Here is a 25,001-nt window from a genome sequence, read left to right on the forward strand (position 1 = left end):
ACACTGCGTAGGCTGCGTAGGCGCCGTCTTGAAGGCCACCTCTTGCATCGGCAAGAAGTGGCCAATGGCTCACGGCATGACCGGCGGTAGATACGTCAGTGTGGTGCCCAACGCCCACAGCATGAACAGCACCAGAGGGGCATGGACCAGCAACTGCACAAACGAGAAGCCGATCAGGTCACGTGCTTTCAGACCCAGAACGCCCAGCAGCGGCAGCATGTAGAACGGGTTGATCAGGTTTGGCAGCGCTTCGGCCGCGTTGTAGATCTGCACTGCCCAGCCCAGGTGATATTTCAGGTCATTGGCAACTTGCATCACGTAAGGCGCTTCGATGATCCACTTGCCGCCACCCGATGGAATAAAGAAGCCCAGCACCGCCGAGTACACACCCATCAGCAACGCGTAAGTATCGTGCGAGGCGATCTGGGTGAAGAAGGTCGAAATGTGGTGGGCCAGGGTTTGCGCATCGCTGCCTTTGACCGTGGTCATCAGTGCCGCAATCGAACCGTAGAGCGGGAACTGGATCAGTACGCCCGTGGTGGTTGGCACTGCGCGAGACACCGCATCGAGGAAGCTGCGCGGCCGCCAGTGCAGGAGGGCGCCGGTCATGATGAACAGAAAGTTATAGGTGTTCAGTCCGGAAATGGCAGTGATCGCCGGTTTGGTCGAGAACTCATGGAACAACCAGCCAGCAGCCAGCAGCACCAACAGGATGATCAGTATCGGGCTGTACTCAAGCCACTCACCAGGACGTGAGCGCTTGGGAATTGCTGGCAGGCTGAAGCTCGGATCGACACCGCAGGCTGCCGCATCCTTGGCGCTGGAAGGGCCGGGTGCGGTGGCGTAGGCGATGATCAGCGAGACCACGATCAGGATCGCGAGCATGACGCCAGACTGCCAGAGGAAGATGGTTTGGGTGAAGGGGATCATGCCGGTTATCGCCAGGATCGACGGTGGCAGGCTGGCCGGGTTGGCTTGCAGTTGCGCGGCCGAAGACGAAAGTCCCAGCGCCCACACCGCACCCAGGCCCAGATAAGCCGCCGCACCGGCGGCACGGTAGTCCATGCGCAAATCGGTGCGCCGCGCCAGCGCGCGAACCAGCAGGCCGCCAAACACCAGCGACAACCCCCAGTTCAGCAAGGAGGCAACCATGGAGATCAGTGCTACCCAGGCCACTGCCGAGCGCCCGTTCTTCGGGATGCGCGCCAAGCGGTCGATCAGGCGTACGGCGGGTGGCGAGCTGGCCACTACGTAACCACCGATCACCACGAAAGCCATCTGCATGGTGAACGGAATCAGACTCCAGAAACCATCGCCAAACGCGGTGGCGGCCTCAGTCGGTTTGGCGCCCATGGCCATGGTCGCAACGGCCACGATAACCACTGCCAACACGGCAAACACCCAGGAGTCAGGGAACCAGCGTTCGGCCCAATTGGCGCAACGCAGGGCAAAGCGGGCATAGCGGCTGTCTTCGATATGGGCGGCCATGGGTCCTACCTTTTTTGAATTTATTATTGAGGGACTAAGGGGCTAGCCCGTTTTTTTTAGAGCACGCGCAAAGCGGTGAAGCTACAAAACAACAAACCCCTTCAATCATTGAAGGGGCAGAATGGCACAGCGTGGAGGCATCGTTTGGTGACCTCTCGACTATTTTGGTGTGAGGGCTGACGTCTTCGCGAAAGCAATCGGCCAGACGCCGCGTCACTGTCAGAAACTCATTTCCACGACATCGTCCGGCACGATCAATTTGCCGGCGGTCTTCGCGATGATTTCTTCGATGCTGACCCCCGGCGCGCGCTCGCGCAGGATGAATGCGCCGTCGGCGATTTCCAGGTAAGCGAGGTCGGTCAGCACTTTGCGGATGCAACCGGCACCGGTCAGCGGCAGGCTGCAACGTGACAGCAGTTTGGATTCACCGTCTTTGGAGGCGTGGGTCATGGTGACGATGATGTTGTCGGCACCGGCCACCAGGTCCATCGCGCCACCCATGCCTTTGACCAGTTTGCCGGGGATCATCCAGGAGGCGATGTTGCCCTCGACGTCGACTTCGAAAGCACCCAGCACGGTGAGGTCCACATGACCGCCACGGATCATGGCGAAGGATTCAGCCGAGGAGAATATCGATGCCCCTTTGCGGGCGGTCACTGTTTGTTTGCCAGCGTTGATCATGTCGGCATCGATGGTTTCTTCGGTCGGAAACTCACCCATGCCGAGCAGGCCGTTTTCCGACTGCAGCATCACGTCGATATCAGTGGGCACGTAGTTGGCGACCAGGGTCGGAATGCCGATGCCGAGATTGACGTAAAAACCATCTTTCAGTTCGCGTGCGACGCGCTGTGCCATTTGTTCGCGGGAAAGTGCCATGGTCAGGTTCTCTTATTGTTCGGAACGAGAGTGTTCTGGACGAGAAGACTCTTTGAGTGCGGCGAAAGAACGGCCTCAGGCCTTCTTGACGGTGCGCTGTTCGATGCGTTTCTCGAAGGTGCCCAGGATCACGCGATCAACATAGATACCGGGGGTGTGAATCTCGCTGGGTAGCAATTCGCCTGGCTCGACGATTTCTTCGACTTCGACCACGGTGATTCTGCCGGCGGTGGCGACCACAGGGTTAAAGTTCTGCGCCGTGTTGCGGTACACCACGTTGCCGAAATGGTCGGCTTTCCAGCCTTTGACGATAGCAAAATCGCCGGTGATCGCTTCTTCAAGGATCACGTGACGCCCGTTGAACTGGCGGGTTTCCTTGCCTTCAGCGACGGGAGTCCCGTAGCCGGTGGCGGTGTAGAACGCGGGGATGCCAGCACCGCCTGCGCGAAGTTTTTCAGCCAGGGTGCCTTGCGGGGTCAGTTCGACTTCCAGCTCGCCGCTGAGCAGCTGGCGTTCGAACAGCGCGTTCTCGCCAACATAAGACGCGACCATTTTGCGGATCTGGTGGTCTTCGAGCAGCACACCGAGACCAAAGCCGTCGACGCCGCAATTGTTGGAAACAACCGTAAGGCCTTTGACGCCACGGCGCTTTATTTCCGCGATCAGATTTTCAGGGATGCCACACAGACCGAAACCACCAGACAGAACCGTCATGTTATCGGTTAGCCCATCCAGCGCTTCTTCGTACGTTGCCACTCGTTTGTCGAGCCCAGCCATAATGATCCGCCTTTTCTTTTGTAGTTGTTGACCGACAAGCAGGCTGTCGGAGAGCGTTCAGTGCATCTTCCCTTGCCTGTAATGATTTGTTAATTTTGTTTTTCTGATGGATTGATAAGAAAACTAAATATATGAACGTCAAGCAACTCAGGGCTTTTCTGGCAGTCTCGCAATGCCTGAGCTTCGCCCAGGCGGGGGAGCGGCTGCATCTTTCCCAGCCAGCGTTGAGCCTGACCATCAAAAGCCTGGAAGAGGACTTGGGTGGGCCGCTGTTCAGTCGCACGACGCGCAGCGTCAGCCTCACACCGGAGGGTGAAACCCTGTTGCCGCTGGCGCGTCAGTTGCTGGCGGATTGGGACAACACCGAAGAGTTGCTGCGCCAGCGCTTCACCTTGCAGTTGGGCAAAGTGTCGATCGCAGCAATGCCGTCATTCGCCGGTAACTGGCTGCCGAGCGCACTCAAGGTGTTTCGTGATCGCTACCCACGGGTCAACGTCGCGGTGCATGACGTGATTAACGAGCAAGTGCTTGAGATGGTGCGTCATCGCCGGGTGGAATTGGGTATCGGTTTTGAGCCAGAATCGAGCAATTCTCTGCTGTTCACCCCGTTTTATATGGACCGTTTCGTCGCAGTGGTGCCTGTGGATTCGCCGTTGGCCGAGCGTGAGGAGGTGACCTGGAGTGAGCTGTTGCAGGAAGACTTCATCGCATTGCAGCGGCCATCCGCCGTGCGTTTGTTGCTGGAGCAAGCCCTGCAGGCGCAGCATGGCAAGCTGTCGGTCGCGTTTGAAAGTCATCAGTTGGCGACCATCGGTCGTATGGTCGCCAATGGGCTTGGGGTCAGCGCGGTACCGTCGTTGTGCGTGCAGCAAATGCGAGAGTTGGGTGCGCATTGCATCGCGCTGATCGAACCGCGTATTGAACGGCGTATCGGCTTGATGATGCTGGCTGATCACACGCTCTCGACGGCGGCCCAGGCCTTGCGTGAGGTGTTGATCGGGTGTGCGCAGGAGCAAGTCTCGGGAATGGCCCGGCTTCACTAGAGAAGCGCTTGGGTGGCCGGGCTTTCTGAGGACGAGTGGAGAACACAGGGGAATCGATAGCGACTATCGAGCGTGATGATTTCTACTCGGCCGAGGTGGCGAGTAGCCTTGGCTCATTCCGAAAAGAGCCCTGTGAACACGCCCATGAATCGCTTACTGACCCTTGCCCTGTTGCTCACCGCTGCCGTTCTCTCAGGATGTGCCAGCCACTCCCCTGAGCTGCGTCCCTACACCGCCGAAGAGACTCGCGAACTGGCGCTTGAAGATTTGAACCGTCGCGGGTTGTCGTTTGACGAATACCAGACCAAAAAAGCCCAATTGACCCACTCGCCACAAATCGTCCATGAATTCGACAACCGCGGCGAGATGAATGCAGCGCAGGGTGTTGCTCACCCCGATCGTCAGGGTTAATAGGTGTTCACAGCGCCAGCTTCAAATGGCCGCCGGCCAGCGAGTGCCGGGCCTGGACCCTTCGCAGCAACCCATGATGGAAATGTTCCAACCCTTCATGCAGACGCTCGGTGAGGATATCGTCGAGTTCGCCACCTTGTTCATTGTTGCTGTAGCTGATCTGGGTATCGATGGCGAAGATGCCGTGCAGTACTTCCTGGCACTTGAGCGCCGAGAGCACCGGTTTCAGGGCGTAGTCCACCGCTAGCATGTGCGCGATGCTGCCACCGGTGGCCAGTGGCAGAACAACCTTGCCGTGCAACGAACGCTCGGGCAGCAGATCGAGCAGGGTTTTCAGGGCGCCGGAAAATGACGCCTTGTACACCGGTGTGCCGATTAGCAGGCCATCGGCCTGTTTGACCGCTTCGATAAAGTCGATGACCTGCGGGCTGTCGAAGTGCGCGTAGAGCAGGTCTTCCGCAGCAAAGTCTCGAATTTTGAGGGCCTGGACGTTCACATCGTGGGCTTGCAGCCAATGACGCGCATGTTCCAGGACCACGCCGGAGCGGGATTTCAGGGCCGGGCTGCCTGAGAGAGAAACTACCAACATGTTGTATTTCCTTGGGTCAATGTCGCCCGCCATGGTGATGGCTTCGGTCTGTTACCTCAGTACAAAGCAGCATGCATGCCAGCATTGAATAATTCTCCAACGCTTTGAAAGTAAACGATTTTATAGAGTGTCATGGCGCGTCGATATGTCGTTGTGACTGCACAATCGGCATGTAACTGTTGGTTCGCTGTTTCTGTGGCAACAGTCGTCAGTCGCAAATCGCAGGCAAAAAAAACCCCGCATTCGTCGAAGGCGGGGAGGGTTGTAGTGCGGTTCAGTTATTTGAAGGCGGTACCGGTAGCGACTACGCTGGCCGATGGCAGCAAGTTGCTGATGAAGCGGTTCCAACGGGTGATATTGGCCGGACCGACAAACACCACATCCTGTGCCTCGAGTTCAAATTGACGCGCGAGCACATAGGAGGTCGGTTTTACTGCGTTGAGGTGGTAGACCGTCGCGCCCTGGCCATCGTTATCCGCCGCGCGAATCACGTAGACCGCATTGCCGTCGGCAGAGTCCGGGCTAAGACCGCCGGAATTACCGAGGGCTTCCATCAGTGTCAGGCTGGTTGTGCCGAAAGAGATCACTTGCGGGCGCATGACTTCACCCAACACATAGATCTTGTTCTGCGAGTTGCTGTTCAAGTGCAGGTAGTCGCCATTCTTGAGGAGGATTTTGCTCAGTTGCGATCCTTTGCGGTTGAGTGCGTCGATATCGAGCACGTACTCCTTACCGTCACGACTGAGGGTCAACCCCGCCAGGTTGGCGTCGCTCAGATCCACCCCGGCAGCGCTGATGGCCTGCACCAGACTCAGCGGGACGTTGGTGATCGGTTGCGTCCCCGGGTTCTTGAACGCACCTGACAGCACGATGCGCTGGCTGTTGTAACGATAGACTTTGACGTCGACTTTGACCTCGGTGTATTGCGGCAGCAAGCCCATCCTCAGCTGTTCACGTATCTGTGCGACGGTCTTGCCCGCGGCCTGGATCCTGCCGACATAGGGGAAGAACACCGTTCCGTCGCTCAATACTTCCCGACTGTTGGCATCGAGCTGATCCATCGAGCCTGGCGCTGTCAATTCGGGGTGTTCGAAGACAGTCACCAATAAGGTGTCGCCTGGGCCGACCACGTATTCGGGAGTACGGTAGTTCAACAGCTCCGGCGGCAGCACTGAGGTTTTGGTTGCGACATGTTGTTGCTGCACGCTCTTGGGCGTAATGGCCACGAGGTGGACTTTAGGTTCGTCCGGTCCATTGTCTTCGACTTCATCTGGCGTCATATGCTGCCCGGGAGCAAATGCGCAGCCTTGCAAAATCAGGCTGGAAAGCAGCACAACAGCTAGGGTTCGCTTCATATATTTTATCCTTCCGAAAGGTGCACGGTGCACCACAGTGATTTCATTGCTTCCCTTACCAACACCGGTACCGCGTTATTGCAAGCGTGCACGCCCCGGTTCGCCTCCTCAACGAGCCTGGTGATACAAAAGATAGATGATTTATTTAAAATGCGTTTTTGTTGAGAAAGCCTTTGAACAGGGTCAACAGAATGATTTTTATGTCCAGCCAGACTGACCAGTGTTCGATGTATTCAAGGTCGAATTCGACGCGCTTTTGCATCTTGTCCAGCGTATCCGTTTCGCCACGCCAGCCATTGATCTGCGCCCAACCGGTGATTCCCGGTTTGACCTTGTGCCGCAGCATGTAACCGCTGACCTGCTTGCGGTATTGCTCGTTGTGCGCCACCGCATGAGGCCGTGGGCCGACGATGGACATGTCACCGCGCAACACGTTGAAAAACTGCGGCAGCTCGTCAAGCGAGGTGCGACGCAGGAAGGCGCCGAGGGGGGTGATTCGTGCATCGTTGCGCGTGGCCTGACGGACGTTATCGCCGTTTTCCTGCACGCACATGCTGCGAAACTTCCAGACCATGATCGGCCGTCCATCCAGTCCATAACGACGCTGTCGAAACAGCACGGGGCCGGGCGATGTGAGCTTGATTGCGATTGCAATCAATACCAGGGGTAAGGCGATCATCAACAGAATCAGGCTGGACAGCACGATGTCTTCCACGCGTTTGACCACGCTCCAGGCGCCGTCCATGGGGGAATCGAAAATGCTGATACTGGCCAGGCCATTGATGCTCTCACTGCGTGCGTGCAGCAGCTCGAACATGAACATATCCGGAATCAGGTACACCGAGGCGGTGGTGTCGCTCAAGCCTTTGACCAACTCGCACAGGTTTGGCTGACCGAGCGCCAGGGTGATGTAAATCTTGTCGATGCGACCTTCGCGCGCATCGTTGATCAGTTGCTCCAGATTGCCCAGTACCGGCACGCGTCGGCCAACGGCCGTGAGATCCATCTGCTGAGGTTCCTCATCGTAGAAGCCGAGCAGGTTCATGCCCATCCAGGGGGCGCTGGAAATCGAGGTGGCCAAGCGTTCGCCACATTGCCCTGTGCCGACAATGGCCACGCGGCGGGTGTTAAAGCCTCGTCGCCGCAAGCTGTGCAACAGGCTGCGGATCAATAGTCGATAACTGCACAGGGTCACCAGCACCAGTGCGAACCAGGCCATTTGACCGTTGTCCGGCACACTCACGTGGTTAAACAGCAGGTAGTTCACCGTCAGCAGGATGACGAATGTCGTCGACCAATAACTGAAGATTTTGGTCAGTTCGCGCAGAATGCGTTCGCCGCGCCAAGAGCCATAGAGCTGGTGATACTCGCCGATCCAGTGGAATACCAGCACCGAGAGCATGATCAGAATCCACGGCTCGGCGCCCATGGGTGAGCCTTCGATCCGGTTCAGCCAATAACCGCAGAGCACGATGACGGTTAGATCGAGCAAGCGGTGGGCGACGGATAGCAGGGATTGGTTAGCGTGCAAAATGCCACGAAATTGTGTGCTCATGACCTGTGCTCGTTCAGAGTGATTTGATCGGAACTACACGTGCATGGTGATCGGCGATGGCCACTGGCGGAGTCGATGCCGTCGCGCTCGCTGGTCGAGGATGGCGTGAGGTGTGCGCGGCGCTCAAGCGTGCTTCGACGAAGTCTTTGATCTCTTGCTCGAAGCGCTCGCAGGAAAAACGTTCGGCGTTGGTGCGACAGGCCTGGGCGCTGATCCGGGGCTTGGCGTTTTCGAATTCGCCGATGGCCGCCACCAGTGCGGATACCGTCTGCTGGTGATAGAACACGCCGGTCGGCGTGGGATGGTCGAGGCCACAGATGGTTTCAAGGGCGCCACCCTTGGCGTAGGCGATCACCGGGGTGCCACAGGCTTGCGCTTCTACCGGGCTGATGCCGAAGTCTTCCTCGGCGGCAAAGACAAAGGCCTTGGCGTTGCGCATGTGTTCGAGCAATACGGCAAACGGTTGATAACCCAGCAGGGTCACGTTCGGCGCGTGGATGGCGCGTGCTTTTGCCATTTCCGGACCATCGCCGATCACGATCAGACGTTTGTCCGGCATTGCCGCGAACGCTTCGATGATCATCGGCATGCGCTTGTAAGGCACCATGCGCGAGGCCGTCAGGTAGTACTCCTGTTTGGTTTCTTGCAGGGTGAATCCCAAGGTGTCCACCGGTGGGTAGATCACTGTGGATTCGCGGCGATAGGCTTTGGAGATGCGCCGGCCAATGAAATACGAGTTGGCGATAAAGTCATCGACCCCGGCGGCGGTGCGCTGATCCCACATGCGTATGTAATGCAGAACCATCCGCGCGAGCTTGCCTTTGAAGCCTTTGTTCAGTCCGGCTTCGAGCAGGTACTGGTGTTGCAGGTCCCAAGCGTAGCGGATCGGCGAATGGACATAGCTGATGTGCACCTGATCGGGGCCGCTCAGCACCCCTTTGGCCACGGCGTGGCTGCTGGAAATGATTAGGTCATAACCGGACAGATCCAGTTGTTCGATGGCCAGCGGCATCAGCGGCAAGTATTTCTGATAATGGGTTTTAGCTTTTGGCAGGTTCTGGATGAACGTAGTCTGAGCCTTCTTGCCACCCAAATGGGCGCGATCCTGATCGCTGAGAAAATCGATCACCGAGAACAGATCAGCCTCCGGCCAGGCCTTTATCAGCGCAGCGAGCACGCGCTCGGCGCCAGCGTAGGTCACCAGCCAGTCATGGACGATAGCAATTTTCATTGGATTCTCTCGTGTGTGCACAAGCCCGTGTTCAGGCTCGGGCAGGCTGCGTCTTGGCGTCGTCAAGACTTGCTGGAAGACGATTTCGCAGGAATGCTCTCGTTAACGGCCTGCTTCGTCGCCGTCTGCCGGGGCAGTTCTGGGCTACCGGGTTGCGCGAGCAGGGCGTCGATGCGCTGGGAAATGCGGCGGGCCGAGTCCTCCCAGGAAAATCGTGTCACGTTGTTCAAGCCGCGACGGCGCAAAGATTGACGTAACGGAAGATCGGTAAGAATGCGCTCCATGGCCGAGGCGATATGGCCGACGTCCACCGGGTCGAAGTACAGTGCGCTGGCTTGCAGCACCTCGGGAATCGATGCGGCATTGGCTGCCAGTACCGGGCAACCACAGGCCTGCGCTTCCAGCGGCGGGATGCCGAAGCCCTCATACAGTGAGGGGAATACGAAGGCTGTTGCGCCCTGATATTGAGCGATCAGCTCTGCGTCGCTGAGCCTGCCGAGAAAACGGATGCGGGGGTCGCTGTTGGCCAGACGTTGCAGGCTGGGGTCGGAAAAGATTTCGCTCGCCGCACCGACAATGTGTAATTGCAGATCTTCTTGAGTACGCAATGTCAGGAATGCCTCGATCATGCGACTGAAGTTTTTATGCGCACTGGGTGAAGACACCGCCAGCAGATAGTCCTGCTTGTTGGTGAGCGGCGGACCCGGTTGAAAGGCGTCGCTGACCGCATTGGGCACCACGAAAATCTTGTTCTCGGGGTAGTTATAGAACTGTGAAATTTCCCCTTTTGAAAAATTGCTCACGGTCAGCAGCGCTTTGATTCGCATCAGCAGGATGGGGGTCATCACTCGATACAGTGTGCGAAATGCGCGGGTGTAGCTTTCCGGGTGACGCACGTAAGTGATGTCGTGGTGGGTGGCAATCTGGTTGCCATACATCAGCGGCGCGGTGCTGCACAGCGATACGAGTAATGGGTTGCCCTGGCGGCGCAGATACAGCGGCAGGTCCAGTTGTTCCCAGAGGTGACCGCTATTGCGGCCAATGCATTGCACCTCTAGAACCTTGGCGCTTTCGTGCATTTTGATGCCGTGTGGGGCAACAAAGACCACGTCGTCGCGCATCTGCTTGAGTGCCAGGCAAGTCTGCTCAGCGAACCGCTGCACACCGCGCAGTTCCTGAGTGAGAAAACGAGCATTGATCACAATCATCGGAGGCGACCTGAAGGGAAGTTTGAAGGGCAAAAACAGGGTCAGTTGCCGGCCATGGCCGTAAGGGCGCGCAATTTACCGGGCTAAAGAGCGGAGGTTTGATGCCCAGACTGATGATTTTAGGAAATCCGTTTATCGGGAGCTGTGCCGAGCAGCGACTGTCGTCGCATTGCCAGGCAATACCGCTGTCGAAACGGCCCTTTTCGGGCTCGTCGGTGTCAATGATCTGCACATTGCCACGCTGCACGCTGCTGGCATCGACGTGTATCTGCTGCGGGTTCTCGTTTGTGCTCCAGGCCACCAGTATCTGTTCCGGGCCTTTGGAGAAACGCAGGAGGTAAGTCGAGCCATTTACTCGGCTTTTTTCCGGCTCATAACTGTATTCGCGTAACGTTGGACTGATTGCCTTGAGGGTCAGATAGGCTGGCTTGATCGCCATGTTTTGCTCAAGCAGGCCGAAATTCTGTTTCAGGTCGCTGCGGTCTTCGCCGTCATTGAGGAGGTCGTACCACCACATGCCCTTGATGTCCGGCACGGTGCGCACCAGAAAGAAGCTGCGGGCGAGGTACGCGGCCTGGGTTTTTTCATCCACGCCGCACTTGCCTTCGTTGCTGGGCCAGCCCATTTCAGTCAGGTACAAAGGCACTGGTTTGCCGGCAATCGACCTGAAACTTGCATCCACCTCGCGCAGCCAGGCAATCCAGTGCTCCGGGGTATGGCGTTCGACATTACGGCAATACACAGACGGATGCAGTGACAGGCCATCCACTTTGGACAGCACATCAGCTTCGAGTAAACGATCGGCGAAGCCCAGGTCGATCCCTCTGCTGGTGACCGCGCCCGCCAGGATTTTTACAGGGTGGGTTTGCCCTCGAATGCGCCGCACAGTTTCATCAACCAAGGCGATGTAATCGGCTGAGGAACCCGCATCGGCCGGATTCTCGTAATCCCACTCATTCCAGATCTCGAAAAAGTCGACGCGGCCCCTCAGCTTCCGAGTGACGAAACTGGCATAGTTGCCGAAGGCTGCCCTGACTTGCGGCTCGCGGGGCTTTGCATTGTTGGCGTAAAACGGGTTGCCATAACCCAGTACCAACAGCGGTCGTAATCGATGTTCGTGCGCTGTGCTCAACCAAGTCTTCCAGGCCGGATCGATATGTAACTGTCCACGCCTGGGTTCAGCCGTCGACCAATAGGCATCGTCACGTACCGAGTCGATCCCAGCGTCGCTGATCAATTTCATGGCGGTGGCCGATGAACCGTTCTTATTGAGCAGGTGAGTGCCGACGCCAACGATGAACGACTCATCACCCATGGCTGCAGCACTGAGAAACAGGCTCGTCAGAAATAACGTCAGTTGCTGGCGTGACGGGGTCAGATTAGGAGTGAGCATGTTTCATCTCAGTGAAGAAACAGCAGTCCGGAGCGGCTGCTCATGGTCACGGGCCGGGCAATACCGAATGGGACAGGGGTTGATCTTCATGCCGTACGATTTTGTCCAGAAGGGTCTGGGCGAAAATACTTTGATAGCTGTCAAGCATCAGGTCCAGGTTAAGCAGCGACGCGACGCTCGTACGTGCCTGGCCGCCAAGTCGGCTGAGCAGCTCCGGCTGCTGATGCAAGCGCAGCATGGCCAAGCCTAGCGAGTCAGGGTCATCGGGGTTGCATAGCAGGCCGTTGAGCCGATCCTGAATGAGCTCGGGTAACCCCCCCATACGGCTGGCGATAACCGGCAGTGAATGGGCACACGCTTCAACGGCGACCATGCCGAAAGGCTCGTTCCAGGTGGATGGCACCACAGCCACATCAATCTGGCTGTAAAACTCCGACGGTGCTTGGTAACCGACAAAACTGATGTTCGGCGAGGTCACCAACGCCTTGAGCCGCGCTTCATCATTGCGCTGGCCGCGCCCGGCAATCTGTAACGTGGCGTCGAACGGCAGGCGTTGGAATTGTTCGATCAACCAGCGCACGCCCTTCGCCTCGGACAACGTGCCCATGTAGCCAAAACGCAGCGGCTCTTTGGTATTCAGGGGATTGGCGTGCCGGGGCTTTACCGTTGGCGCGGGGAATGGACTGCTGTTGTGCACGACATAGGCCTTGGCACCCTGGAAGTAGCCTTGGCCTTGCAAGGTGTCGAGCATGAAACGGCTTACTCCAATCACCGTATCGACCTGGGCCGAGCGCCAGTCATAGCCCTTGCGAAACACTTTGCAGTTGAAGCACCGGCGCTCACAGTTTTTGCCATTCTTGAACATCGTGCTACTGGGGCAGAGCAGGTACATGTCATGCAACACCTGGACAATCGGCAAGCCAGCGGCACGGATTTCGTCCCAGGCTGAAATCGACCAACCACTCAGATTGTGGCAGACCACCACATCTGGCTGCTCTGCGCGGATCACGTCACGCACATACTCGCGCATGTCGCTGTTGTAGCGGTCGCGCATATGCCAGCGAAGTCGACTCAACTGCCCGGGGCGCTGCTCGGTATGGTGCCAATAGAGGTTGTGCAGGCCTGCGCGGTAAACCTTGACCTGGTTTAGCGAGTCTTCCCTCAGACCCGGCTCTGGTGCAGTGGCCAATACCACCACCTTGCAGCCACGCGCTTGCAGGCCTTCCGCCGTGCGCTGCAGGATGATCTCTGCGCCGCCGCCGATATGCGGTGGATAAAGACTATTGATGAACAATACTTTCATAGGGGATACGACTGATGTAGCCCCAGCACGCCGGACTCGCCGTCGTGAATGGCTTTTTCGATCAGGCTCAAGCGTTGTTCTGCGCCACGTCGTTTGGCGATCACCCGCAGCAGGCGAAAGAACACCCAGCGGTTGAGACTGTACAGCCATGACGACGATGCCCAGATGTTCTTGTCGAACCATGCCTGATTACGCGCACCGTAATAGGCGCGCAGGTCCGAACCACCCAGCAGGAAGCTTTCATAGATGTTGTTGGTTTTGGCCTTGATGTTCCACGACTCTTCCAGGTCGTCGAGGAGCGCGTCGGGGACCAGGAATATCCGGCCGCCGCCGGCGGTAATACGCCAGGTGTATTCACTGTCATCTGCATACAGCAGCAACGCGTCCAGCGGCAGACCTATTTTTTCATACAGGCTGCGGTGGGCGAGCAAGCCGCCATAGGTCGCGAACGGTAATTGCACCATGGGCAGTTGCGATTGTTTGGCCCGAGGATGACCCCAAGGCAAGCGCCGCCAAATCTTGTAGGGCAACTGGGCGATATGGAAACCGAAGAAGCTCGAGCGCCGCTGAATGGCGAAGCGCTTGGGTACACCGGCGGCGAAGTCTGCCTGGTGGGTCGGGCGGAACCCCAATACGGCGGCTTTCTCACGGCCATCAATGCGCTCGCGTTGATACAGGCATTGGTGCAAGGTCGCGATGGCATTGACGGTCGGTGCGTTATCGTCGTCCATCAGCCAGATGTAATCAGCACCGGCATCCAGCGCAGCCTTGATCCCTACGGAGTAGCCTTTGGCCGAACCCGTGTTGTGCTGCAGGTAAATGATTTGAACCTGGCCGGGCCAGGCCCGAGTCAGGGATTCGAGTGGCGCCACCGACGCATTGCTGACGATGATCACCCGTTCGATCTGGGGGCTGGCCAATGAACGACTGACCAGCGTTTGCAGGTAAGACAAGCGATCACCATAGGTGAGTGTCACCAGCGTTGTTTTAGGGGTCATGGTGAGTTCCAGGCGATTAGAAAAGATCGAAGGTCTGTGCAAGCGGCCTTTCAGACTCGTGCTTCCATCCGCGCCAGGCTGCTGATGGGCAGCGTGACCTTTTGTTCACGTTGCAGCAGATTGAGCAGGATCACTGCACGCTCTTCGCCGTCCGCGGTGAGAAAAATCGCCTCAATGTCGCAAAAACTGCCGGACTTGATGAGTACGTGTTCGCCCTGTTGAAACTCCGGCCGTGGGGCAGGGGACAACAGTCGTTGGCGAATCTGCTCAATCAGTTCGTCCTGCACCGGCACCGGATGTGCACCGAAGGTGACGATGCGCGCCACGCCCCGCGTTGATCGGATCGGGTACCAGTTGTCGTGCACTTGGTCCATGCGGATAAACAGGTAGCCGGGGAATAACTCTTCCTCGCTGATGGCCCGTGGGTTGCGCTTTTTTGGCGCCCCTGCCTTGAGTGGGCGATAGCATTCGAACTGTTGACGTTGCAGGTGCTCTTCAGCGCGAGCTTCCTGACGCGGCTTGGTCTGGATTAGATACCAGCGAGCGGGGCTTTCCATGTAAGACATATGTTTACTCCACTGCAATCCGGGTTTGACTGGGTAGTACAACATCAGGTGTTCAGGCGGTTGCGGCCAAGGCCTCATGTCCATGAGGCGCTGTGCTGTTGCTGAGCGAGTAGCACGACAGCAGTTGTTGAACCTGCTCGACACAGTTGAACATCAGTACGTCAATGATCGACAGATTGGCCACGAAGGGATCTCTGTATTGCCGATAGTCGATGGGGTCGATTTTGAAGAATCGCAGCGACAGGTCATGTCGCGCAAAATACTCAGGGTTATACAACTCGACCCCGCCAATGGGATTGAGATAACGCTCGCAAGCAAAATTACGCATGATGCGTACCACCCGATCCTGCTTGTCGATGGGGGTGCCGATGTCCAAATCAGAGCTACGAAAAATCGGCGTATCGATGTGCAGATAAGCACACATTTCCCTGATCGAATGTTCGATGTAAAGCGCCAGGTTCTGTTGCGGGAAGTTGATCAATCGCTCCAGTAAGGGCAGGACTTGAGCGAAATACGGAGCCTTGCGATAACTTTGGGTGATCAGGCTTGTCAGGCGTTGGGCCTCGTCGGCGAAGTTGTCGCACAGTTCACGCTGGTTGATCGGCAGATCGAATCGATCCCGTTTCAGCGGAAAGGTAATCAGTTTGGCTTCGCCGTTGTAAAGGATGCGGTTGCGGTTGACCCAACCCGACCTGATGTACTGCAAGTCATCGCCAAGGACGAAGACATCGCTTGATGCAATCAGTTGGAAGTAACCCAAGTAGGGAAACAGGTACGGCTGCATCATTGCTAGCGTCTTGGCCATGTTCATCTCCTTGATAAGTCATATCCGTGCGTTCACTTTCGAGCGGGACTGTAGTCATACCCATAGGCTGAGCAGTCATAGGCATTGTTTGATGCCTTGCGTAACACGCCATTGAAAATAGCGCCTTTGATGACCACACCGTTTTGGCCCAGACGGCGTTTGCAGGCTTCGATTTCCTTGACAGTGCTCAGGCCGAAACGAGTGACCAGTAAACAGGTGCCCGCCTGGCGTCCGACCAGCGTGGCATCGGTCACGGCGAGGATCGGTGGCGTATCGATGATCACCAGGTCATAGAGCGGCGCCAGGTCGGTGAGTAGCTTGTTGAAGTTGTCGTGCATCAACAACTCCGACGGATTGGGTGCAGCAAAACCACAGGAGATGAAGTCCAGATTCGGCACTTCGGTGGCGTTGATCACTTCGCGGCTTGTCAGGCGGGCGGCCAGTGTGTCGGACAGACCGTGTTTAGGGTGCAGGCCGAATACCTTGTGCAGATAGCCCTTGCGCATATCAGCGTCGATCAGCAGTACACGCTTACCCGTCTGGGCAATGATCACCGCCAGGTTGCTGGACACGAACGACTTGCCCGAACCGGGTGACGGGCTGGAAATCATCAATACATTGTTACGTGCTTCGAGCATCGCGAAGTGCAGACTGGTGCGCAGACTGCGCAGCGACTCCACGGCCAACTCGGAGGGTTCGGAGACGCTCAGCAACTTCGACTCCTTGCCCGCGGAACGGCTCTGGTTCTGTTTTTCCAGGCGCTCTTGTTTTCGCGAGTACGGCAGCGAGGCATAGACTGGCATGCCCAGGTTTTCGATGATTTCCGGGTTGTCCACGCCGCGATAGAACGCTTGGCGCAGGAATACCACGATGACTGCCGCCAGTGCGCCAACTAAGGTTGCGATCACCACGATCAGTTTACGCATGGGCCTGACCGGCTCTTCGACGTTGACGTCAGCATTGTCGATGATGCGTACGTTACCGATGCTGCCAGCGCGAAGGATGTCCTGTTCCTGACTCTTGTTCAGCAGCAAGGTATAGGTCTGAGTGGTGACTTGCATGTCGCGGGTCAGGCGCAGTAATTCTTGCTGGGTGACAGGCAATGCCTGGATTTTTTTCAACAAGCCTTGTTTCTGTGCTTCAAGTTGGCCCATCTGAGTCATCAGCGCGCGGTAGGTAGGGTGTTCGCGGGTGTACAGCCGTTCAACCTCGACCCTTTTGAGTTTCAGTTCGGAGAGCATGGAGTCGAGGTTGACTACTTGGTCGAGCACCGATTTGGTTTCGATGCTCAGGTCCACCGATTTTGCGCTGGCCTGGAACGCGTTCAGGGCTTGCTCTGATTGTTCAAGCTGCTTACGTACCAGCGGCAGTTGCGAACGCAGAAACTCCAGGCGCTGCGCGGCTTCGGCAGAGCTGCGTTCAACGTTCTGGCGCACGTACAGGCGGCTGACCTCATCGAGAATAACCTTGGCCTGGGTGGGGTTGGTGTCCTGAATGGACAGGTAAATAATCCCTGAATCCTTGCCAGCTTCATTGATGGTCAGGCGGCCCTGATACTCCAGCGCGCTGGTCAGCGTGCGCTCTTTGGTCAGCTTGAACTCAGTGCCGGGGCGAGCCTTGAGCGTGGCCACCTGGATTTTTACGCCATTGCCTTCGACGGTCTGATTGGTCTGACCCTTGAGCAGCAGTTTACTTTTTTTGTCATACAGCGAGAACGCGTCTGCTCCGTCGGCCACCAGTGTCATTGGTTCGCCGAGCAGTGCGTCAGGAACTTCCAGCTGGAAGACGCTGATTTGTTCGCCTCCCCAGGCGTAGTTCTTCAGGCCGAACAAGGGTTCAGCGAAGCTGCCTTCGGTTAGCGGTTTGTAAGTTCGGGCCATGTATGCGCCGAACACAGGGAAGTACCGTGGCTTCTGGATAATGTTGAGCTTGAGGTCTTCGACCACGCGGCCGAGCACGGCCCGCGACTTGATCAACTCTATCTCGGTAGTGGCCTGAGAGACTGACATTGGCTTGCCGCTGACTTCGGTAGTCGCCTCGATGCCGATTTTTTTAGGCTCGATTTGAATCATCGCAGCGGCTTGATAGGCCGGTGTCGCGAGCAGGGCGTAGGCCACGCCGATCAGGAAAAAAAAGCTGACGATCGAGGCGATCAGACCCTTGTGATCAAACAATGTGCGCAAGATAGTTGCCAAATCGATCCGGGTGTCCTGGTAATAGTCCAGGGAAGAGCGGTTCATAGCGGTCATTTATCTTGTTACTCCTGACTGTAGGTAAGGGAGCCAGTCATCGACACAACGCGAAAGGTGCTCGAAGGTCTGTTCGAAGGCTAGTTTCGGGCGCCGGTAGGGGTCGGCTATTTCCAGCTCGTGTTGCCATTTGCCAATCAAAAACACTTTGCCGCGCGCTTCTGGAGCCAGTTTCAAAATGCTCTGCATCTGCGTCTGTTCCATCAGCAGAATCAGCTCGGCCTCGCGCAACATCTGTCGGTCGACCTGACGCGCCTCATGGTGGTGAGCAGGCACTTGATGAGTCTTCAGGACTTCGCGGGCCAGCGGGTCCATCGGTGCGCAAAGCATTGCGTGAATCCCGGCCGATGAAATCTGCACACCGGGTGCCCGCACGCGTTGGCGGAACATCGCCTCAGCCATCGGGCTGCGGCAGATATTGCCGACGCAGATCACTAACAGGTTACTGAACATGACCTTTGCTGCCCGATAGGATCAGCCACAGACGTTTATTGAGATTGACGCTGACGTTACGGGCCACCAGCAGCAATGCATGTAGTTTGTTCAGCGGCCTTATTGCCGACAGCGACAAACCAAACACCTGGATCAGGAAGTATTCGTACAGCTCCTGGTTACCAATACGGTTGTAGTAGTTGGCCAGGCTGGTGCACGTCTGCAGGCTCATGTGTAATTTCCGCTTGTGCGATCGCATGGAGAAAACCCCACCCGGATGCAGGCGGTACATGGCAGGCTTGATCTCGGCGAGAAATTTACCTTTGCCAAATGCGCCGAGCAGCGACCACCAGCACAGGTCGTTGAGTGGCGCGAGGAGCAACTCCGGCGGCAGTTCGAAAAAAACATTACGAAAGCACACGGTCAGCGTTGAAATCGGTCGGGCCTTTTGCAGTTCGATGGCGCTGGCGTCGCGACGCAACTCGCCCTGTAACTGGATGCCCCGTTCACCCTCGCTGTCGAAGGACATGGCGTCGTGATAGGTCAGTGAGTAATCCGGATGACTTTCGAGGAAGTCCACCTGGATTTGAAGTTTGCGTGGGTCGGTCCAGTAGTCGTCGGCCTCGCAATAAGCGATGTAGCGTCCACGCGCTTCCTTGAACAGCGCGGGGACACAGGGGTTGCCTTGCTGGTACTGGTTAACGTCCTGATAAAACGGCCTGATGATTCCTGGATAGCGTTCGGCATACTCGGCGATGACGCGCGCAGTGCCATCGGTGGACGCGTCGTCGTTGATCAGGATTTCGAAAGGAAAATTCGTCTGTTGTGCCAGAAAGCTCTCGAGCGTCTGGGCGATAAACCCCTCCTGATTGTAGGCGGGGCAGACGATGCTCAGCAGTGGCTCGGGAGCGCGCGGCTCTGTGGTGGCATTTTGCGAGGTGGCATCCATGGCTCAAGTACTCGGTTTGCTGAACAAAATGAAAATCTTCACGGCCAGTGGCTTATAGCTTGCCGCCACCAGCGTCAGGGTCACCAGACCGCACACCGCCAGGCCCATGAACGTCGTGATGCGGTCATCGCCGGCAATCATGCGAAACAGCGGTTCGCTGATGACAATCCCAATGGCGGTCATCAGGCTGATACGCAAAATATCGTGTAGCCATCGGCCATTAATGCGCGGCGCCAATCGGTTGTGCACGATCGGTGGCCAGATCAGAAAAGACACCAGACGCAGAGCGAACCAGGCCAAGGCCGCGCCGTACGCTCCTTGATAGTGGATGGCCAGGAGCATCACCGGCACCGTCACTATGGCTGACACCACGCTGTACCAGACATGCAACTCCATCCTTCCGTGGGCGTATTGCAGGTAAAACTGAAAGGCACTGGCGGCCATGATCGCGCTGCCCAACGAGTACCAGAGGAGTATCGAATGGCTCCATTGGGCAGCAACGTGGTCACCGGTCCAGGCGTAAATCAGCGGTTCGGCGTGCACCCCGATCACCGCAGCCAGTGGAAACAGAAAGGTGCACACGAAGCGGTTGGCGGATAGAAACAGAGCATGCATATCATCCTGACGGCCTTCTGCCATCAGTACAGTCAAGCGCGGTAATAGCGTTTGCGCCAGTGGGTTGGCCAACATCAGGATGCCGGTGGTGATCAGCGCTACCAGAGAGAAATAACCGTACTCTTTGAGCAACAGCATTTCCGAGAGCAACACCTTGTCTATCTGCGTCAAGACGATCCACAACACGGTCGTCAGGGACATGCTGGCGGCAAACGGAATGATCGGCTTGACCAGTGCCCAGTTGAAGCCACTCAACAGATGCGGGGTTGGCATTTGCTGGTAGGCCCGGGCGGCGAAGATCAAGGCTTCGATCAGTCCCACCAGCACCTGGAATTCGAAAAAGTCCCGAGGATCGTTCGAGATTGAACTGACCAGTAGCAACCCGCCGAAATAGCGCAGGGTGGCAATGATCACATTGGCAATGTTCAACCAGGCGTGTTGTTCCAAACCTTGTATGCCGCTTTTGTAAAGCGTCGAATACAGGCGCAACGCGATGATCAGCCCCATCATGCTGATACAGCTGATTAGGGTTTGGTGATCCAGAACCTGAGCGTTGAGCCATTTCACCGCAATCCATGGGCTGGCCGCGTAAATCACCACGCAGCACAGTACTGCCAGTGGCACGAAGATAATTTCGAACGAGCGCAGTAAGTGCCCCGCGTTTCGCTCGCCGGCTGGCAAGCTCTGCTGATGGGCGACAGCACGAACCAGGCTGGGGGACATCCCTGCATCGAGTAACTGCAACCATGCCTGCATGACGGAAAAGAAACCGATCAGGCCATACGCTTCGGCCCCTAGATGGCCGAGATAGAACGGCATTATCAGAATGCCAACCAGCAGCGCGTAGGCCTGTCCGGCATAGCTCAAGGTGGTGTTTCTGATGACGGAAAGTTTTCTCGGCATGGCGTTTAGATAACCTGAGCGAAGGCCGTATCTTTAAAGCTGATTGGGCCAAGACTGCATTCAGCGATAAGGGTGTCGATGATCTTGTCTTGGTCATCGTGTGCCAGCCCCGGATAGATCGGCAGGCAAAGTACGCGCTGGCTCAACGCCCGCGAAGCGCTCTGGGCGGCTTGGGGCTGCAGGTATTCGAGGGTGTCCAGAGACGGGTAGAAATAACGTCGAGGGTTGATGCCTTTATTGTTAAGGGCTGTCCGCACCCGTAATAGCTGTTGTTCACCGTGCAGGCCGATGGGGAAGTAGCTGTTGTTGAGTTCGCTATCGGGTGTGGCTTGTTGAAAGTCCACGTAATCGCCCAGCCGAGACTGATAGCGATGAGCGATTTCAGCACGCTGCTCGAAGATGCTGTCGATGTCGTCGAGAATGCACAGGCCCATGGCCGCCGAAAACTCGTTGAGTTTGGCGTTGATCCCGAGGCCATCGATTTTGTCGGTGTCGGCGATGCCGAAGTTGCACAGCAGGTACACGCGCCGGGCCAGTTCGTCATCGTTGGTGATGATCGCTCCGCCCTCAATGGTATGAAACAACTTGGTCGCATGAAAACTCAGTGTGCTGATGTCGCCCCACTTGAGCACCGACTGACCCGCATGACGAACACCGAATGCATGGGCACCGTCATAGACGGTTTTTAGCTGGTGTTTACGCGCAATTTGCTCGATGCGCTCGACCGCACAAGGGTTGCCGAACACATGCGTACCCACGATCGCGGTGGTATCGGAAACGATCCTGCTTTCGATATGGTCGGGGGAGATGTTCCAGGTGCGCGGGTCAATGTCGGCGAAAATCGGCCGAATACCTTCCCATTGCAACGAACTGCTGGTCGCTACAAAGCTGAACGGTGTAGTCACAGCGCTGCCGCTCAGACCCAGTGCGCGATAAGCGACCTGCAGGGCAAGCGTGCCATTATTGGTTAGCAGCACATGTTTAACACCCAAAAACGCTTTGAGGCGCTCCTGCAACTCGCACACCAAGGGACCATGATTGGTTAGCCAGCCCCGTGCGTAGATGCCTTCTACGTAGGTTTTAAACTTGTTGATGTCGCCGAGGTAGGTCTTGGTCACGTTGATCATCGAAGCCTCCATGTCTGACGCTGAACAGTGATATCGAACAGTGAAGTACGGGACTAACCGAGCGTTGAGGTGGGTGGCTGACTGCCTGTTTTGCGGCTGACCAACCGGGCTCGACGTTGGTTGATTTTAAGAATGATTCGTGTGGCAAGGCTGCCCGCATGAGGGTCGCCGTAATGAAAGATGGCGGTCGCACGTTTCAGGTCGGGGCCGACAGTGCGGTTTGCATGCAACGAGCGATAACCCCAGAAGAAATAGATACTTCCCGGCTCCAACTGCAATGTAGTGGGCTTGAACCAGCCGCGCTGCATTGCCAGGCACATCAGCTTGCGACTGAAACGATTTTGCAACAGTGCCTTTTCGATAACATTGAAGACCACGCTCGAGCGCACGGTGCGTAAGTTGGGAAACAGAACTAAATCTCCGCGCTCTTCACCGTCTTGCGGAATAAAGATGGGAACCAGTGCAGTCACCAGACTGGCGTCGTAATGAAAGCAATTGGACTCTCGTTGCCCCTCGTTTCCTTGTACACAGCGAAGGACCGGAAAAATCTTGTCACTGATCGCCTGTTTGTTTGCGGCTTCGCGATACAACCTGGCCAGCAATGCCTTGAATCGGGGGTCGGCCCAGATATTCACCAACAGGCTGCCAGCCAATGCCTGTTCGCCGTGATAGGCAAAATACTCGCCGGGATGGAGGTCCGCGTGGAGGTCGGTGTAGGTGCGCAGCTGTTGGAGATCGGCTTCGCTGACTACACCTCTCAGCTGGGCAAAGCCATGGGTATCAATCTCATTGGCCAGCTTTTTTACTTGCTGCTCATCAATGTCAAAAGATAAAGGCATCGCTTCAGGCTCTTTATAGGTAAGTAAGGGAACTGGACGGCCATCAGGTCCAGGCGCCATTGCTGAAGGGCACGCATTACAAACGAACACCTTCACACCCCATCGTTTAAACACGCTACCGCCCGAATCTGCTGATCCCGGCGCAGCGGGGTGACTGAATAACAATGTTTAAACGTTCACGCTGCAACTTAGGTAAACGGCCGAAGTAAACCTTCAGGCAATGCTACCGCCCGACCGAGCACGCTCAGTAAAAAAACAAGTGTTCAATTAGTCAACGGACTCCCACAGGCGCAAGAAACTGCACCGTGCCTAAAACTAATTTCGTGTGGGCAGAGCTGTAAAGCATGTTGGCTTGACGCGTTGCGCGCTCTGTTCTTTGACAGGGCTGCAGTGGCAACGAATCGTCTGACAGGCATATATATCGACGGCGGCGTCCTTCCTGTCAAATTATTTCGTCAAAAATCTGTTAAATTTTTGATAAACGGTTTTGTAGCGATTGTAAGTTATTGATTTTATTAAGAGTCAAAAAAACATCGCGTGCACCGCTTAGGTGCGGCGACGTTTTTTAGACGCGTAAAAAAGGCGGGAATAATGCAATTAATCACGGTGAAGTTTGGGCAAGTAATCACCGGCCCGCAGTGAGTGTAGTTGGCTTTTATTAAAGGACACTGACTACCCGAATGAATGCATTGTCGCTGTTATCACTATTGTGTTGAGTGTTTTCGCTGCACGTGGTTGTTGAAAGTTGAGCGCGTCGATTCCTGGCGTCCGCAGAGGGGACTCACTTTTTATCAGTTGAGTGCGGCGGTTCAGCACTCGACTGCCAGCTATATTGGAATAGCCCTTATTTCCAGTGGGGCTATTTGAGGGGAGACGAGTATCGTTCGCAACGCTGATCACCTTGAGCCGACAGGCAAGATGAGTCTGGATCAGGGGGAATAAGCGTGCTTGGGGTCAGGCCTATTTTCTATATTCTATTTTGGAATATATAAATAATAATTAATAATTTTTTGATCTATTTAAAATCAGGCACTATCAAGCTCTCGACGCTTCGACATCACGCAAACACTCCAGCGTTCTGGGGTGCGCGCCTTAGAGTTATCAGTCTATGAAAAGTCTTCCTCTGTATTTCGATTACGCCGCTACCACACCTGTGGATGAGCGTGTCATTAAGGTCATGGTCGAGTGTCTGGGCCGATCCGGGAATTTTGGTAATCCTGCATCCAGCTCCCATCTATACGGTGAACAGGCTCGGCAAGCTGTCGAACAGGCCCGTCAACAGATTGCCGATCTTGTCGGCGCAAAGGCCACGCAAATAGTCTGGACGTCCGGTGCGACCGAGTCGAACAATCTGGCGCTCAAGGGCGTTGCACAGGCTCGAGTGCAGCGGGGCGGGCATATCATTACCAGCCAGCTTGAGCACAAGGCGATTCTCGATACAGCGCAGCAATTGCAAGCGGCTGGTTATGAGGTGACTTACCTGGCACCGGATGCCGAGGGTTTGATCGATCCTGCAGCCGTCAGCGCCGCGCTTCGTGATGACACCTTTCTGGTGTCGCTGATGTTGGTCAATAACGAGTTGGGCACGCTCAACGATATTGCAGCCATAGGCCAACGTGTCCGTGAGCACGGCGCGCTGTTCCATGTCGATGCCGCTCAAGGTGCCGGCAAAGTACGCATTGATCTGGCCGCGCTGGCGGTTGATCTGATGTCGTTCTCCGCGCATAAGGTCTACGGCCCCAAAGGTATTGGTGCGCTCTATGTCGGGCCGCGTGCCGACCGGCGCTTGCAGGCCCAGATTCATGGTGGCGGGCACGAAGGGGGGCTGCGTTCGGGCACACTGGCCACCCATCAGATTGCGGGCATGGGTGCTGCTTTCGCGTTGGCTGCCGAAGTGTTTGAACATGAGACCGCTCAGATCGAGCGTCTGCACTTGCGCTTGCGGCAGCAACTGGCCGAGATCCCAGGCTTGCGCGTCAATGGCAGCCCGACCCAGCGGGTCGCGCACACCCTCAGCCTGACCTTTGGCAAGGGCGATCTGAATCTGGATGCACTGAGCAGTGACTTGGCCTTTTCTTCCACTTCAGCCTGTAACTCGGCAAAAAATGCACCGTCGCATGTGCTTCTTGCCCTTGGTCACAATGAGCAGTCTGCGCGCCAGACCATTCGCTTGAGCCTCGGGCGCTTCACCACGGAGGACGATGTTGACCATGCCGTGCGGTTGATCAAGGCCTCATTGACCCAGCCTGCCTTCTGGGCGGTTGCTCAGTCGTGAGTGCTGCTCCATTA

Annotated in this window: 22 protein-coding genes; 3 read left to right on the top strand and 19 right to left on the bottom strand. The window is 56.4% G+C overall.

Going from position 1 to position 25,001, the window contains the following annotated elements; translation table 11 throughout:
- Window positions 1-69 precede the first annotated feature (69 nt).
- From AC1MEA_RS16095 to AC1MEA_RS16105, 3 genes are all read right to left on the bottom strand, one after another.
- On the bottom strand, window positions 70-1,488 hold the full coding sequence (locus AC1MEA_RS16095; protein ID WP_219061354.1) for a short-chain fatty acid transporter: 1,419 nt from the start codon (window positions 1,486-1,488) through the stop codon (window positions 70-72).
- 219 nt (window positions 1,489-1,707) lie between these two features.
- Entirely contained in the window at window positions 1,708-2,364 is a 657-nt protein-coding gene (locus AC1MEA_RS16100; protein ID WP_480416758.1) for a CoA transferase subunit B, read from the bottom strand.
- Between the two features lie 75 nt (window positions 2,365-2,439).
- A complete protein-coding gene (locus AC1MEA_RS16105; protein WP_219061352.1) occupies window positions 2,440-3,141 on the bottom strand; it encodes a CoA transferase subunit A in 702 nt (233 codons plus the stop codon).
- A 131-nt stretch (window positions 3,142-3,272) separates the two neighbouring features.
- On the opposite strand from AC1MEA_RS16105, the gene AC1MEA_RS16110 reads away from it, so the two are divergent.
- Entirely contained in the window at window positions 3,273-4,184 is a 912-nt protein-coding gene (locus AC1MEA_RS16110; RefSeq protein ID WP_219061351.1) for a LysR family transcriptional regulator, read from the top strand.
- A gap of 144 nt (window positions 4,185-4,328) precedes the next feature.
- Window positions 4,329-4,595, top strand: a complete 267-nt coding sequence (locus AC1MEA_RS16115; protein WP_449635917.1) for a hypothetical protein — start codon at window positions 4,329-4,331, stop codon at window positions 4,593-4,595.
- A gap of 7 nt (window positions 4,596-4,602) precedes the next feature.
- Here AC1MEA_RS16115 and ssuE read toward each other — a convergent pair whose 3' ends face one another.
- The 16 genes from ssuE to AC1MEA_RS16195 form a co-directional block, all read right to left on the bottom strand.
- Window positions 4,603-5,184: an NADPH-dependent FMN reductase gene (gene ssuE, locus AC1MEA_RS16120; protein WP_219061349.1), complete on the bottom strand. Its 582-nt coding sequence runs from the start codon at window positions 5,182-5,184 to the stop codon at window positions 4,603-4,605.
- A gap of 278 nt (window positions 5,185-5,462) precedes the next feature.
- Window positions 5,463-6,539 (bottom strand): polysaccharide biosynthesis/export family protein, encoded by a 1,077-nt coding sequence (locus tag AC1MEA_RS16125; RefSeq protein ID WP_480416759.1) that lies wholly within the window; start codon window positions 6,537-6,539, stop codon window positions 5,463-5,465.
- A gap of 145 nt (window positions 6,540-6,684) precedes the next feature.
- Complete coding sequence (locus AC1MEA_RS16130; protein WP_480416760.1) at window positions 6,685-8,094, bottom strand: undecaprenyl-phosphate glucose phosphotransferase; 1,410 nt, start codon at window positions 8,092-8,094, stop codon at window positions 6,685-6,687.
- A 13-nt stretch (window positions 8,095-8,107) separates the two neighbouring features.
- Window positions 8,108-9,325 carry a glycosyltransferase family 4 protein gene (locus AC1MEA_RS16135; RefSeq protein WP_219061346.1) on the bottom strand — a complete coding sequence of 406 codons (1,218 nt, stop codon included), beginning with the start codon at window positions 9,323-9,325 and terminating at the stop codon, window positions 8,108-8,110.
- 62 nt (window positions 9,326-9,387) lie between these two features.
- Window positions 9,388-10,533: a glycosyltransferase family 4 protein gene (locus AC1MEA_RS16140; protein WP_219061345.1), complete on the bottom strand. Its 1,146-nt coding sequence runs from the start codon at window positions 10,531-10,533 to the stop codon at window positions 9,388-9,390.
- Window positions 10,472-11,926, bottom strand: a complete 1,455-nt coding sequence (locus tag AC1MEA_RS16145) for a hypothetical protein (protein ID WP_480416761.1) — start codon at window positions 11,924-11,926, stop codon at window positions 10,472-10,474. The genes AC1MEA_RS16140 and AC1MEA_RS16145 overlap by 62 nt, the downstream gene beginning before the upstream one ends.
- Before the next feature lie 46 nt (window positions 11,927-11,972).
- Window positions 11,973-13,229 carry a glycosyltransferase family 4 protein gene (locus tag AC1MEA_RS16150; protein ID WP_219061343.1) on the bottom strand — a complete coding sequence of 419 codons (1,257 nt, stop codon included), beginning with the start codon at window positions 13,227-13,229 and terminating at the stop codon, window positions 11,973-11,975.
- Entirely contained in the window at window positions 13,226-14,227 is a 1,002-nt protein-coding gene (locus AC1MEA_RS16155) for a glycosyltransferase (RefSeq protein WP_219061342.1), read from the bottom strand. Before AC1MEA_RS16155 ends, AC1MEA_RS16150 begins: the two co-directional genes overlap by 4 nt.
- 50 nt (window positions 14,228-14,277) lie before the next feature.
- Complete coding sequence (rfaH, locus tag AC1MEA_RS16160; protein WP_480416762.1) at window positions 14,278-14,793, bottom strand: transcription/translation regulatory transformer protein RfaH; 516 nt, start codon at window positions 14,791-14,793, stop codon at window positions 14,278-14,280.
- 52 nt (window positions 14,794-14,845) lie between these two features.
- Window positions 14,846-15,598: a WbqC family protein gene (locus AC1MEA_RS16165; protein WP_480416763.1), complete on the bottom strand. Its 753-nt coding sequence runs from the start codon at window positions 15,596-15,598 to the stop codon at window positions 14,846-14,848.
- Window positions 15,599-15,630: 32 nt separating this feature from the next.
- The gene (locus tag AC1MEA_RS16170) at window positions 15,631-17,847 is read right to left on the bottom strand and encodes a polysaccharide biosynthesis tyrosine autokinase (RefSeq protein ID WP_449635922.1); all 2,217 of its coding nucleotides are present in this window, start codon (window positions 17,845-17,847) and stop codon (window positions 15,631-15,633) included.
- Window positions 17,848-18,300 carry a low molecular weight protein-tyrosine-phosphatase gene (locus tag AC1MEA_RS16175; RefSeq protein ID WP_480416764.1) on the bottom strand — a complete coding sequence of 151 codons (453 nt, stop codon included), beginning with the start codon at window positions 18,298-18,300 and terminating at the stop codon, window positions 17,848-17,850. It abuts the gene before it with no gap.
- On the bottom strand, window positions 18,290-19,228 hold the full coding sequence (locus AC1MEA_RS16180) for a glycosyltransferase family 2 protein (protein WP_480416765.1): 939 nt from the start codon (window positions 19,226-19,228) through the stop codon (window positions 18,290-18,292). Before AC1MEA_RS16180 ends, AC1MEA_RS16175 begins: the two co-directional genes overlap by 11 nt.
- Window positions 19,229-19,231: 3 nt before the next feature.
- Window positions 19,232-20,746, bottom strand: a complete 1,515-nt coding sequence (locus AC1MEA_RS16185; protein ID WP_480416766.1) for a lipopolysaccharide biosynthesis protein — start codon at window positions 20,744-20,746, stop codon at window positions 19,232-19,234.
- 5 nt (window positions 20,747-20,751) lie between these two features.
- Window positions 20,752-21,873: a DegT/DnrJ/EryC1/StrS family aminotransferase gene (locus AC1MEA_RS16190; RefSeq protein ID WP_480416767.1), complete on the bottom strand. Its 1,122-nt coding sequence runs from the start codon at window positions 21,871-21,873 to the stop codon at window positions 20,752-20,754.
- Window positions 21,874-21,926: 53 nt separating this feature from the next.
- On the bottom strand, window positions 21,927-22,712 hold the full coding sequence (locus AC1MEA_RS16195) for a hypothetical protein (RefSeq protein ID WP_219061687.1): 786 nt from the start codon (window positions 22,710-22,712) through the stop codon (window positions 21,927-21,929).
- A gap of 1,108 nt (window positions 22,713-23,820) precedes the next feature.
- On the opposite strand from AC1MEA_RS16195, the gene AC1MEA_RS16200 reads away from it, so the two are divergent.
- Window positions 23,821-24,987, top strand: a complete 1,167-nt coding sequence (locus AC1MEA_RS16200; protein ID WP_480416768.1) for a cysteine desulfurase family protein — start codon at window positions 23,821-23,823, stop codon at window positions 24,985-24,987.
- The last annotated feature ends 14 nt before the right edge of the window (window positions 24,988-25,001 follow it).

It is taken from the genome of Pseudomonas sp. ASL8 (assembly GCF_056680355.1).